Genomic DNA, 13,375 nt, shown 5'->3' with positions numbered 1-13,375 from the left:
TATATGACATTTTTGTCATGTTTGCTTTTAAGTAAGCTATCGTGCTTTTTTATGATTAATATCATTAAGAAGGAAGAAACAAGCGTCATTTGAAATTCTTTATTGCGCTGATGTGATGGTGAGATTAGAATGCGAACGATTTTCATTTGTATGGTAAGTAAACGTGTCCCGTATTTTAGTAGTCGATGACGACATTGAGCTATGTAATCTATTAAAAGAAGTATTACAAGATGAAGGCTATGATGTTGATTGTGTGCATTGTGGTGAAAGTGCTCTAGAGTATATTCAGAGCCATTCTGTTGATCTTGTTTTATTAGATGTGATGCTTCCTAAGCTTGATGGTTATCAAGTAGCACGACGTATTTGCCAGCGCTTTGCTACACCTATTCTTATGCTGACTGCATTGGGTGATGAAGCGTCGATGCTTGATGGCTTGCAAGCAGGGGCCGATCATTTTATTGCTAAGCCTTTTAATGTGCCAGAATTGTTAGTTCGTATTACTGCTATTTTACGTCGTGTAGGGTTAGAGCGTCAGCGCCAAAGTTATGTGGGAGCGACTGAAGATCTTTCTGAGCAATTTTTACGTTTACCGCTAACTGAAACTGAATCGGAGTTATTGCAATATCTAATTAAAAATATGGATGTTGTTGTCTCTAAGTCAGATCTTCAAGTTAATATCCTGAAAAAAGAACTTTGCCCGTTTGATCGTAATTTGGATATGCATATCAGTAATATTCGTCGTAAGTTATTGCAATCTGGTTTATCAAAACAGCATATAAAAACAGTTCGTGGCAGAGGATATAGCTTTATTAAAGTGGTTAACGGGTAGGTGATGATGCTCTCTCGTTGGTTCAGTTCTTGCCCTCCTTTTATTCGTAGGCATAAAAATGGATTAGCCTTTCGCTTATTTAGCGCTTTTGCTGTAAGTCTATTTCTTATTATATCGTTACAAAGTCTCGCTGAGATTGCGCTGATGAAATCTATGCTGCGGATCCCTACATCGATTCAAACAAAAATGCTGGATCTTGCTTATCAAGCAAATGTATTGATTGATGATGGAGATATGGATGAGTTGGCTGACTGGGCTAACGCTCAAGAGTATTATCTGTTTGTATTGGATAAAAATAATCGTCCAATAACGCATCGAGATATGCATCCTCATTTTGAATTTAAGTTAAAGTATTTACGTCCATTAAATACCCAACTTGATAGTGAAGTGAATCAACCCATTATTGGAATCCCACTTAATAATGGGCTCACGATAGTGATGCAAATGCCGTATAAATATCATCCGGCACATAATTTCTCGTTGTATTTTAGTATTATTAAAATTCTCATATCAGGCGCAATATTAGGATTATTTTCATGGGTAATAGCACGTTATTTGCAAAGACCATTAGATAAATTAAGAGAGGTAAGCCACCGTTTATCTGAAGGGGATTTTACGATTAAAGTTGCTGATGAAATTGGCCATTCGGTACGAGAATTTAGTGAACTTGCGCATGACTTTGATAATATGACGAGTGAAATACACTCTCTGGCTGAGAAACAAAAACGTCTTATTCGTGATGTTTCACATGAATTAAGAACACCACTCGCACGACATAACTTAGCTTTGCATTTACTTAGAAAAAAAACGGATAACGAACATTCTCATTTGCTTGATCGTTTAGAAAATGAATCAGCAGAAATGAACAATCTAGTCGGTGAGATTTTAGAATTTAGCCAGCTTGAGAATGCTCGTTATTCAACGGATTTAGAGTTGTTGATGATCGACAGTTATTGTGATGCTCAAGTTATTCAATTACGCTCAGATCTTAAAGTGAATCAAACGCTTGATGTGATATATCCTCAACAAAGCCAAATGGTAATGGCGGACCGTCGTTTACTCACTCGAGCAGTAAGCAATCTGATTGGTAATGCAATCAAATACGCGGGTGATAATGCTAACATTCAACTTTCCATTACGAATTATCAAGAGAACAATCGAGAATATGTTGCAATTATTGTAGAGGATGATGGATTAGGGCTCCCGGAACATCAACTTTCAAATATATTCTCTCCATTTACCCGCCTAGAATCTGCTAGAGATAAACAATCAGGTGGTTATGGATTAGGGCTTGCGATTGTAAAAGAAGCGATGTCAGTAATGAAAGGCAAAGTGATGGCTGAGAATAGGAAAGAGGGGGGGCTGAGGATTTCACTGTTGTTTCCATGTAATTAACAGGTTAGTTTGTAATAATTACCTTTTATAAGGCTTACTATGAATACATAAAATAAGCCTTTTTATGTTGTTATTTATTCATAAATTTTATTATATAAATATATTTCCTACATTATAAATAATATATGGCTATTGATTTCGTATATTGAAATTTAAATAATATGTTCGTTGTGGCCGTTTTTTATTAATGTATACTGCGCCTAATTATTTGGTTAGTTTTATATTTTAGGTAACAAAATTGTTTAATAAATTATTAATTACTTTGTGCGGTATTATTTTTTGTAATATGGCCGTGGCGTCTTCTAATATAAAGACATCATCAGAACTTTCATTATCAACCTCTTCTATCTATGACTTTTTGGAACGTGATGAATCTTGGTTTGCGATTAAAGATATTGCAGAGAAGAAAAACATTAATTCTGTAACTATTTACTTTCAAGGCAAGATTGATAATAACGTAACTCAAAGTCAAGTTGATGATATCAATGCGTTATTAACAACTAAAATGCAAGAGTCAGGTTTACTGGTTCGTGACTGTCTTGAATGTAATAAGACTCGACTTCATTTAACTAAGACCTCTATCAAATATCAACGTGGACTTGAAAGTAATAAAGAGTTGCGTTTACTGGGTAACGAAATTCAATCTGACGCATTTTTAATGTGGCGAATGGGTTTAAGTGATTCTTCTCAAAATATTACTCTTTCTTTAGTTCAGGCCGAAAATAATGAAACGATTTGGGCTGATGGTTATTTAATGACTAAAAAAGAAGAAGAAATTAAGAAGGGATTAAACCCACATCAATTTGGTTTTGCTATGAGTTATATAGATTTAAGTGGCGATGCCAAAGTTAATGGTAAGGGTTATGGTGCTTTTAGTAACGTGACTGATTTTAGTCTTCGTTATTATACTCGTCATTTACCTAGTGAACGTTTGCATTTTGCTGTTATTGCAAATTACTTCCAAAATACGGATAGAAATAACTTATTCAATGTTGAAGGTGGTGGTATTGAAGGGCGAGTTTTATACACTTTAACTCCTTCTTGGCCGTCTCCGAGTTTATATATTGGTGCAGGTTCTCAATTCGTTGAAGGAAAGAACAGCTTCGCGATGCGTTCAGGTGTTGAATTTGCTTATATGAAGAATGGTTTTTTTGATATCGGTGTCGCTTATATTGAGAAAAATACTTATAAGAGTATGCACCAAGGTGATGTTGTGACTGGCAAGTTTGGTGGTGCGGCTGTTGATTTTACTATTGGTTTTCGTTTCTAAGGGGCTGTTATGAAAAAGCGTATTTTATTTGTTTCAGCCATTGCGGTTCAATGCATGATGACTTCAATGGCATCGGCTAGTGATGTTACATCTAATCAAACGGCAGAAAATATTCCTTTTGATAAGAATCAATTATCTGTTCGATTGAATGGAGATCAGTATCGTTCGGCGTTTCAAATTGATCTTTCGGATCCTAATTTGATTTTGACCATTGATACTGACCTTATCCCTGAGGAAGATATTAATGCATTGCTACCTGAATTGAATGATTCAGAAGAAGCTCAAGTCTCTGCATTTAATGAGCCTAAATCATTAGCTTTACGTATAGAAGCAAAAGAAAAAGCGGCTAATGGTGATTTTGTAGGGGCGCTTGCTTTATTAAATGAAGCTGAAGCACTAACAGAAAACCCTGCAAAAGTTCTATCAATGAAAGGCAGTGTTCACTATAAGCTGAACCAAGTTGAATTGGCGATAGTGTCATGGAAAAAAGCACTAGAACTTGATCCATCACTTACAGAAGTCTCTGACATTATTAAATGGTTGGAAAAATAAGAATGAAATCGTGTATTCGTTTTGTATGCATTAGCTTTTTATTTATTACCTCAATTGCATTCGCGCAAACGTCGTTGCAGTTAGACCAAATGTCTTTTACTGCGGAATTAGAGCAACGACTTAATAGCGATATTGAACGAATTGCAGGTAAGAATATACATGTGCTTTCTATTCAGGCTGAGTTTATTCGTGAGGAGGTTGATGCTTCAACATCTAAACCGCCAGTTGTTAAGCAACAGCCAGAAGTAAAAACCGTTATTATTGATGATGCACCTGAGCTTCCAGGCTTAGCGGGCATGTCTGCTTTCAATAAGAATACTGCTGCAACAGTGCCTACGACAAGTGAAGAAGTAACTCAGCAACAAAACGCGTTAGATAATGAGCAAGCACTTAAAACAGAGAAAATGATCCGTTCTTTGTCTACTACATTGTTATTAGATAATAGTGTAGATAAAGATAAAGAGCTGCTTATTCGAAACCTATTACTTGAGAAGTTGGAATATAACCCAATGCGAGGCGATCGTCTTGAAGTTATCCGTATGGATATGGTTCCTGTATCAGAAATAACGGGATCATCTATCGCACAATATTGGTGGGTGTTGGTTCTATTATTACTATTAGTTATTGGTTACTTACTTGCACGTAATCGTAAAATATCTACAAAAGAAGTGGGTGTTAATGAAGTGAACTCATTGCCACCGATGCCTGAGCAATTGCTAGATATTAAAAAAGGTGAACTTAAAGCGTGTCGTCAACAATTGGTTAAGTACAGCTTAAGTGAGCCACAAAAAGTAGACTCAGTACTTCGCCGTTTAAGTTTGAATGAACAAAATATCCCTATGTTTGCTTCTTGTTATCAGGAACTTGGACGCTCGTTATTTACTTCAATGTTTCCTGCGTTAAATGAACATATTCCAGCATATTTGAAGTATTTAGAAGCGAACCCTGCTGATTATGATCGTTTGGTGAGAGACTTAACTGATTTACAATATTTATTAGTTGATGCGGTTTCTTCTGAGCAATTTGAACATCGCAGTCGACCATTTTCGTTTTTAGATAAATTGAGTATTAATCAAATTCGCTGGGTATTAGATGACGAACCTTTGCGCATTAAAGCATTAGTTTTAAGTCAATTGCCAGCTGAAAGCTCTGCTAAGTTCTTATCAACGTTTACCGCAGAAGAACAAGCATTAATAGCGATAGAAATCGTTCAGTTTGATTCTATGCCAATGGCGACATTTGGTGAGATAGCCTCATCACTTGCTGTTAAATCTCAATCGGTACCTGATTTTGAAACCGTAAGAACCGATGGCAACCAAATGTTGATGTCGTTACTTGATGGAATGAATTTACGCCAGCAAAACGATTTGTTAGACCAGTTAAAAGTGTCTTCACCGGAAGCGTATTTAAATTTACGTAAAGTGTACTACATTTTTGATGACGTGCTTAGAACGCCAGCGGTCATTTTAAGTAATATATTACGTAGTATGAATCCTGAAATTGTAGCACTGGCGCTAATTAATTTAGATGATAAACAAGTTGAAGTCATTCTTTCAGGGTTCCCTGATCGTATGATTGAAATGATCAAAGCTGAAATGGCGCGTTGTAAAGATGCGTCGCATGATGAGCAAAACTTAGCAAAACAACAAGTTGTGATATTAATGCGCCAAGCAATTGGAAATAAACAATTTACAATGAATGATTTGGAGTCTGTAGCATGATCTCATTCAGTACTATTACCGGCTTATTGATGGCATTTGGTGTATTAATTGGTGCAGTAACAATGAGTACCGATAAATACATGTTATTTGTGAGTTTATCGAGTTTTCTTATTGTACTTGGTGGAACATTAACTGCGGCATTAATCAGTTATTCATACCCACTTATTTTATCGTCGTTTAAAGGGTTACTTGTAAACTTGCTTGATGAAAAAAACGTGACGAAATTTAAGCACGCATCAATCAAAAGAACGGTTGAATGGAATCAGATTTTTCGATCAAGTGGTATGTCAGGTTTAGAGAATTCATTAAATGATAACGAAAAACATGACCCATTTATCCGTTTAGGTGTAGAGCTTATCGGTACCGGTTATAAAGGTGAAGAGCTTAAAAAATTATTAGATGAAAGCAATCATAGCCAATATAAGCAAGAAATGACTCAAGCCGAGGTTTTAAACTCAATGGGTACTTATGCACCAGGCTTTGGAATGATAGGGACATTGATTGGTTTGATCATTATGCTTGATAATTTAAATGGTGATATGGCTGCTCTAGGTAATGGTTTAGCCGTTGCTTTATTAACGACACTTTATGGCATTTTATTAGCTCAGGTGTTTTTCAAACCTGCAGCGATTCGTATTAGCCGTCGAGTCAATACCAATTTTGATAATCGTGAAATGCAAATTAATGCGTTTGTGTTAATGACAGAAAAACGTCCTGATTTGTACTTACAAGATTCAATGAATGTGCATTTACCGTTTAAGAAAAGGTTAGCGTCTTAAATGAATAGAGCAAGACCCAAAGTTGAGTTGAAAGACGATAATGATTGGATGATGACATACAGTGACGCTATCACATTATTATTGGCTTTCTTTGTACTTATTGTTGCAGTCTCTCAAGTGAATGAAGGAAAGTTAGAAGAGCTAAAAGATGGATGGGGAAAAGTAGTTGATACTGCAGTTCATCTGCCTATGCAAGAGTTAACTGCCGATATTCAGGAGATAGTGGAGCAGAAGAATTTAGATTCTGTGGTAGTGACTGCTGTCACTGATGGTATACGAATTGCTCTTGATAGTGAAAATTTGTATGACTCAGGTTCTGCATCTTTAAAGACTGAAGGTAAAGCTCTTATTTCTGAATTCGCAGAAGTAATGAAAGAGGTCGATTTGAACGGTCGCTCTATTATCGTTGAAGGGCATAGTGATGATTTACCGATTCATACCAAACAGTTTGATAGTAACTGGGAGCTTTCTGGAGCAAGAGCGATAGAGGTGACTAAGCAATTGATCAAATTTAATGTGGATAAATCACAATTAAGAGCGGTGGCGTATGCGGATGCACAACCACGAGCGGATAAAGCGTTACCGATAGAACAACAGCGTCAATTAAATCGACGTGTTGTGATTTATATTAAAAGAAATTAAAACAACAATAGCTGGCTAGCTCTAAATAAAAGCGCTCTAAATGTAGAGCGCTTTTTTATAATAAATGAGTGGTTATATCTATCCAATGAATGATCTTGGAATTAATTAACCATTCATTGGTGGTGTAAACGCTGTTAATGTTGGTGCAACACCGGTGTATTTTTCAATTTTAACCACACCAGAGTTACCACAGTTACCATTACCTAAACGAGAGGTTGGAATATCCATCGTTAATACGTTTGGTCCGCCGTTTTTACACATACCTGTTTTAGGATCTAAATCAGGCCATGCACCTTCGTGGATACATACGCTGCCTTTTTTGATGCCATCAGAAACAAATGCACCAACCAGAACTTGGCCGCGTTGGTTATAAGCGCGAACTAAATCACCATCTTTAATACCACGAGCTTTTGCATCTTCAGGGTGAATCGTAATTGGTTCACGGTTTTGTACCGCGTATTCTTTACGAAGATCTGCATAGTTAAATTGGCTGTGCAAACGGTGTGCTGAGTGCGACGTCATTAACTGTAGTTCGCCATCAGTGTAGTTAAACATCCACTCGGTTGGCTCCATCCATACTGGGTGTGGAGGACAATCATCCAGTTTGTAACTTTCGATAGTTTTAGAGAAGATCTCAATCTTACCACTTGGCGTGCCTAGTGGATTCATGATTGGATCTTTACGGAAATCACCAAAACGCACAAATTCAGCATTCTTTGCATTCCACTTCATTTCGATAAGCTTGTTCGCTTCCCAGAACTTAGAGAAATTCATCATAGGTACGCGTGCGTTACGGCCACCTTGTTGTGCTGTTTTATAGAAATCACGAAGCCATTCCATCTCCGTTTTATTTTCCATATACACATTTTTACCGCCAGGCTTTAGGTACTCTGCCATATCAGCGAATACATCAAGATCACTACGTGCTTCGTTTTGTGGCTCAACGACTTGCTTCATAGGAACAAGATGCTGGTTAGAGTAATCACCTGTCATCGTCATATCATTACGCTCAAATGAAGTCGTAATTGGTAGAACGATATCCGCGTGTTTAGCTGCTGCAGTCCAGTACGGTTCTGAAATAACGATCATCTCAGGTTTTTGCCATGCTTTGATCAAACGGTTGGTATCTTGGTGATGGGTAAAGTTAGCACCGCCCGCCCACCAGATCATTTTCAGCTCTGGGAAAGTTAGCGTATGGCCATTGTGTTGGTATTCTGTTCCCGGTTTTTCTAAACATTCAACAATGCGAGCAACAGGGAAAGCCGTAACTGAGCCTTGAATAGCCCAATCATTACCACCTGCCGAACTGCCACCTAGCGATGGAGACATTGCAGGTAGTACGCCTGCGTCACGTGTTGGGTTACCGCCATTTGAGTAGTGGTATGAATAACCAAAACCACCGCCAGGTAAGCCAACTTGGCCAAGCATTGAAGCTAAAACTGTCAGCATCCAGTGACGTTGTTCACCGTGTTGCTGACGCTGCATACCCCAACCAGCCATTAGCATGGTGCGGTTTTCTTTGAAGATCTTAGCCAGTAGTTCCATCTGTTTTGCAGGAACGCCACAGATAGCTTTAGCCCATTGTGGGGATTTCTCAATACCGTCTTCTTTACCCATTAAGTATGCTTCAAATTGCTCGAAGCCTACTGTGTATTTAGCAAGGAATTCAGTATCGTGTTGTTGTGTTTTAACCAATTGATGAGCAATACCCATCATCATCGCAACATCAGATTGTGGGTTAGGAGCAATCCATTGTGCTTTATCACCAAAGAATTCCGCGGTTTCTGAACGCATTGGATCAATAATGATAACTGTTTTGCCTGATTTCTTCAGTTGATGGAAGAATTCAAGCCCTTGACCATCGGTTGAAGACCAAGCAATTTTCAAGGTGTTAATTGGGTTCAAGCCCCATAGAACAACCACTTCACTGTTCTCTAAGATTACAGGGTAAGTTGTTTGTTGTTCATATACTTCAATAGAGCCAACTACGTGCGGCATGATAACTTGAGCTGCACCCGTTGAGTAATCGCCTAGATGACCTGCATAGCCACCAGACATGCTCATGTAACGTTGAAGCAGTGTTTGAGCTTTATGAAGCACACCACTTGAACGCCAACCGTAAGAACCTGCAAAGATCGATTGAGGCCCATAGCTTTCACGAATACGCATGTGTTGTTCGTGAATTAGCTTGTAAGCGTCATCCCATGATACTTGCACAAATTCATCGCTACCACGAACACCTTGAGGGTTGCTTGGGTTTTCTAAATAGCCTTTACGGACCATTGGGTATTTAACACGGGCTTTAGTATAAACCTGTGATGGACCAGTTTGTTGTAAGCTGTTTGGTACAGTTTGCGCTAAGCCACTTTTGGTTGAGGTAAGTTGACCATCTTTGACTTCACAAAGTAATGGACCCATACGACCAGCGGTTAGAATTAATGAATCTGTCCGACCAAGCGTAGAGGCGTTCACAGATAACGGAGCGATAGACGTGATCGCTAATGCACCAGCAGATGCACTTGCGCCTTTTAAAAAGCCGCGACGAGTAATAGTAGTCATAGTCACTCCCTTATTAATGAGTTGCCACGTCTTTCGCGTGGTTTTGGAAGAATTTAGTTAAGATCTCAAGATTTAGCTCAGAGATATCAGTACGTGCGCCCATGCTTTTTGCAACAGGACCCCAAGAGTTAACCGTGAAGTGATTTGCCGGAATTTTCGCGTGACACGTAGCACAGTAGACGTTATCTAGCTCTTCTGCGTAATCCCATAATGGTTGATTAGAGGCAAGAACAGGTGCTTCGATAGTGCCAGTTAGTTCAGCGGTGCGCCATTCGTTGCCATAAGCATCTGTATTAGCTTCACCTAGTGTCAGTGCTTTGATGCCGGTATCAGTAAGAGTCGCAATGATTGAACGTTGGCCTTCACCCATATAGATAACCGATTCTGCGCCCTTCATTTGGTAGCCAGAAACTGTCACTGTACGTTTACCTTCATCATTACTAACAGTAGCTAGTTCAACAGTAGGGTTAATTGTCGCAAGGTCAGCCATTTTAATGCTTTCAATTGGGTAGACTTTTTCTGCATCGGCTTTGGTGTTTTTCGCCATATCAAAAAGGTGGTCAAATGCTGACGTATCTAAGGTAGCTTGTGGTGCAAAGTGGGCAACACCTTTATGACAATCAATACAGGTTTGATTATTTTCTCTTCCGTAAGCATGCATTTTTTGTGCACTTGCTGATTGATCGAAAGTTTCCATTGCATCAAAGCTGTGACAAGAACGACAAGTAGCTGAATCGTTTGCACGCATTTGGTCCCATACGGTTTCAGCCATCGCTAGACGATGCTCTTCGTATTTCTCATCGGTGTCAATTTTGCCAGTAACAAACTCGTGATAGATGTCTTTAGACGCACGAATTTTCGTAATTAGGTAATCAATTGGTTCTTCTGGAATATGACAATCAGCACATTCGGCACGAATGCCTTTTTGGTTACTGAAGTGAACAGAACCTTGATATTCATGTAATGGTTTTTCCATCGTGTGGCATGAAACACAAAATTCAGTGGTTGATGTAGCGTGGAGTACGGCTTGTGTACCGCCCAAGGTTATCCAACCAATGGCAATACCAACGGCAGCGATTAAAGCGATATAGCGTTTGTTCATAATATGATCCTTAATTTAGCCACATTCTTTGTGTGGTCAATGAATAATATTACCACTTTGGTGTTAATTGTGTGCAAGAAAAGAGTAGATATTTCAAAAAATGTAACCGCTTACTCAGAATTGAGAGTTTTATTAATTACTATTCAAATCTCAATATTGTTTTACATAAAAAGGAGAGGGAGATGTGTAATTATCTTGCTTTGATTTTGTTACGCATTATCGTTATTGGTTTAAATTGAGTGACGTTTCTATACAAATGCAAAGAATGTAAATTTAATGCAAATAGTAACAATTATCATTTATATTCCATCTCAGATTTTTATCACCCCTTTTAAAAATACTTGGAGATAATGGAATATGTTTTCTAAAAGTCAGTTGGCTCTTGTTATTGGCGCAGTTTTGTCTACCCCTCTTGCTTACGCTGAAACAGATACATCAACTACTGATGAGCACATGGTCGTTACAGGCCGTGATTACGGTTATAAAGCCGATACCAACTCAACATCAATGCGTATGGAAGCAACGCAGTTAGAAACTCCAGGGCAAGTAACTGTCATTGATGAGCAGCTTATTGACGAGCAACGCGCAAGCACGCTTGGTGAAGTGTTGAAGAATGATTCAAGTATCTCTGAAGGCTCTAAATCAACTAACCGTGAACGTTTTTACTTACGCGGTTTTGAATTAAGCAGCAGCTCAAGTTTCTTACGTGATGGCTCTCAGCATTGGTCTCATTATCGTCAACCAATTGAATTATTAGAACGTGTAGAAGTATTGAAAGGCCCAGCAGGTTTACTTTACGGTAAATCGACTCCTGGTGGCTTAGTAAACATGATTTCTAAAAAGCCAACTTATGAAACACAAGTAACGATCAGTCAAGACATTGGCTCAAATAATTACACGCGTTCAATGGCTGATGTTAGCGGTGCATTGAATGAAGATAAAACATTACGTGCTCGCGTGATTTTATCTCAAGAAAACCAAGATTCTTGGCGTACACGTTTTGACGGTACTGATGTAGAAACGGAACGTACTGTTGGTGGTTTGTTTGTTGATTATGATATCAATGAAGACATCATGTTATCTGCTCATTATGACAGAACTGACGAGCTAGGTGATTTAGATAACGGCTCAAAAGTAGATACAACGACGGGTGAAGTGATTGACCCAAATATCGTTAAAGACCAAAACTGGGCAAAAACAGATAATGACGTTGCCAACTATGGTGTTGGTTTAACTGCAAACTTAACTGATTCATGGTCTGTTAAAACCGGTATTAGCCGTCAGTTTTATGAACGTCAACGTACAGAGTCAGACATACATAAAGATGGCAGCAGTTATAAATCATCTGATCGTCATGATGAATGGACGTTTGATACCGCTTATGTTGATTTTACTGGTGATGTAGATGCCCTGGGTGTTAATCACCGTTTATTAGTAGGTGGTAACGGCCTGCATTATGATTACAAACGTCAATATGACAGTTCAAAATCATGTGATACAGGTACTGATACATGTAGTGATGGCTTTAATCGCCCTGGTGATTTGAATTCAAATAACGATACCGTCGGTTCTCACTCAAAGAGCCAACATTATGGTATTTATTTACAAGATTTAGTGACATTTAATGACTCTTGGCAGTTACTTGCTGGCGCACGTTTTGCTGTAGATAAAACAGAAGACAGCAAAGGCAGAAAAGAAGACTACACTAACATTCTTCCTAAGCTTGGTGTGATTTATCATCCAGCTGAAAATGGTTCTATTTATGCCGTATATTCTGAAAGTTTTGAACCAGTAGCAACCATTAATGATTCTGATGATGTTAATGATAGTCAATCTCAAGACCCAATGAAAGGTAATTTATACGAGTTAGGATCTAAGTGGGAACTATTAGATAACAGTTTGTATGTGTCTGGTGCTTTATTCCAAATTGTACAATCAAACATGCAGGTGACTGAAGATATCAATAGTACCGATACGCGCACTTCACAAGTGGGTGAGCAGATCCATACTGGTATTGAGCTAGCTGCAACAGGTTACCTGACAGAAGCGTTTTCATTAAGTGCATCAACGACATTACTTGATGCTAAATATGAAAATGATCCAGCATTAGAAGGTAAAACGCCTGCTGATGTTCCTGAATTTAGTGCAAGCATTTGGTCTCAGTACGATTTCAATAACGGTACAGGTATTAATCTTGGTGTTTATCACGTAGGCGAGCGTTACGGTGACTCTAAGAATGAATTCAAAAAAGATGCTTACACACGAGTAGATATGGGTATTTCACATACTATTAAATATGATGAAAGCTTAGATTTTGTCGCTCGATTCAATGTGGAAAACCTATTGGATACCGATTATCTAGCAGGTGGTAGTGCAAGTGGTGTAGTGGTTGGCGAAGGTCGAAACTACATGGCGACACTACAAGTTAAATACTAATTTAGCGCATTAAATATAAGGGAGGCTTCGGTCTCCCTTTAGTGCGTTTATTTGAAGGCAAATTTTTTAAGAGATAGACCTTAAAAAATA

10 protein-coding genes are annotated in these 13,375 nt (G+C 38.3%); 8 read left to right on the top strand and 2 right to left on the bottom strand.

What is annotated here, in order from left to right:
• Positions 1-163: 163 nt before the first annotated feature.
• The 7 genes from AC2IP4_RS15460 (at position 164) to AC2IP4_RS15430 (ending at position 7,188) form a co-directional block, all read left to right on the top strand.
• Positions 164-829 (top strand): response regulator transcription factor, encoded by a 666-nt coding sequence (locus AC2IP4_RS15460; protein ID WP_375320204.1) that lies wholly within the window; start codon positions 164-166, stop codon positions 827-829.
• 3 nt (positions 830-832) lie between these two features.
• Positions 833-2,224 carry a histidine kinase sensor domain-containing protein gene (locus tag AC2IP4_RS15455; protein ID WP_486311078.1) on the top strand — a complete coding sequence of 464 codons (1,392 nt, stop codon included), beginning with the start codon at positions 833-835 and terminating at the stop codon, positions 2,222-2,224.
• A gap of 238 nt (positions 2,225-2,462) precedes the next feature.
• Positions 2,463-3,494 carry a hypothetical protein gene (locus AC2IP4_RS15450; protein WP_486311077.1) on the top strand — a complete coding sequence of 344 codons (1,032 nt, stop codon included), beginning with the start codon at positions 2,463-2,465 and terminating at the stop codon, positions 3,492-3,494.
• 9 nt (positions 3,495-3,503) lie between these two features.
• Positions 3,504-4,046: a tetratricopeptide repeat protein gene (locus AC2IP4_RS15445; protein WP_486311076.1), complete on the top strand. Its 543-nt coding sequence runs from the start codon at positions 3,504-3,506 to the stop codon at positions 4,044-4,046.
• Positions 4,047-4,048: 2 nt separating this feature from the next.
• Positions 4,049-5,767: a FliG C-terminal domain-containing protein gene (locus AC2IP4_RS15440; RefSeq protein WP_486311075.1), complete on the top strand. Its 1,719-nt coding sequence runs from the start codon at positions 4,049-4,051 to the stop codon at positions 5,765-5,767.
• Positions 5,764-6,546 carry a motility protein A gene (locus tag AC2IP4_RS15435; protein ID WP_486311074.1) on the top strand — a complete coding sequence of 261 codons (783 nt, stop codon included), beginning with the start codon at positions 5,764-5,766 and terminating at the stop codon, positions 6,544-6,546. Before AC2IP4_RS15440 ends, AC2IP4_RS15435 begins: the two co-directional genes overlap by 4 nt.
• Positions 6,547-7,188: an OmpA/MotB family protein gene (locus AC2IP4_RS15430; RefSeq protein WP_486311073.1), complete on the top strand. Its 642-nt coding sequence runs from the start codon at positions 6,547-6,549 to the stop codon at positions 7,186-7,188.
• A 105-nt stretch (positions 7,189-7,293) separates the two neighbouring features.
• On the opposite strand, the gene AC2IP4_RS15425 is transcribed toward AC2IP4_RS15430, so the two are convergent.
• Positions 7,294-9,747 (bottom strand): molybdopterin guanine dinucleotide-containing S/N-oxide reductase, encoded by a 2,454-nt coding sequence (locus tag AC2IP4_RS15425; protein WP_486311072.1) that lies wholly within the window; start codon positions 9,745-9,747, stop codon positions 7,294-7,296.
• Between the two features lie 13 nt (positions 9,748-9,760).
• Complete coding sequence (locus AC2IP4_RS15420) at positions 9,761-10,849, bottom strand: NapC/NirT family cytochrome c (RefSeq protein WP_486311071.1); 1,089 nt, start codon at positions 10,847-10,849, stop codon at positions 9,761-9,763.
• A 357-nt stretch (positions 10,850-11,206) separates the two neighbouring features.
• On the opposite strand from AC2IP4_RS15420, the gene AC2IP4_RS15415 reads away from it, so the two are divergent.
• On the top strand, positions 11,207-13,285 hold the full coding sequence (locus tag AC2IP4_RS15415; RefSeq protein ID WP_486311070.1) for a TonB-dependent siderophore receptor: 2,079 nt from the start codon (positions 11,207-11,209) through the stop codon (positions 13,283-13,285).
• Positions 13,286-13,375 lie beyond the last annotated feature (90 nt).

Source organism: Aliivibrio thorii, from assembly GCF_057368585.1.
Note: the sequence above shows the minus strand (reverse complement) of the source record. Positions and strands in the feature narration are given on the sequence as shown.

Coding starts and splice junctions, on each gene's coding strand:
- AC2IP4_RS15455 (WP_486311078.1), top strand. CDS start 833: ATGATGCTCTCTCGTTGGTTCAGTTCTTGCCCTCCTTTTATTCGTAGG.
- AC2IP4_RS15445 (WP_486311076.1), top strand. CDS start 3,504: ATGAAAAAGCGTATTTTATTTGTTTCAGCCATTGCGGTTCAATGCATG.
- AC2IP4_RS15440 (WP_486311075.1), top strand. CDS start 4,049: ATGAAATCGTGTATTCGTTTTGTATGCATTAGCTTTTTATTTATTACC.
- AC2IP4_RS15435 (WP_486311074.1), top strand. CDS start 5,764: ATGATCTCATTCAGTACTATTACCGGCTTATTGATGGCATTTGGTGTA.
- AC2IP4_RS15430 (WP_486311073.1), top strand. CDS start 6,547: ATGAATAGAGCAAGACCCAAAGTTGAGTTGAAAGACGATAATGATTGG.
- AC2IP4_RS15425 (WP_486311072.1), bottom strand. CDS start 9,747: ATGACTACTATTACTCGTCGCGGCTTTTTAAAAGGCGCAAGTGCATCT.
- AC2IP4_RS15420 (WP_486311071.1), bottom strand. CDS start 10,849: ATGAACAAACGCTATATCGCTTTAATCGCTGCCGTTGGTATTGCCATT.
- AC2IP4_RS15415 (WP_486311070.1), top strand. CDS start 11,207: ATGTTTTCTAAAAGTCAGTTGGCTCTTGTTATTGGCGCAGTTTTGTCT.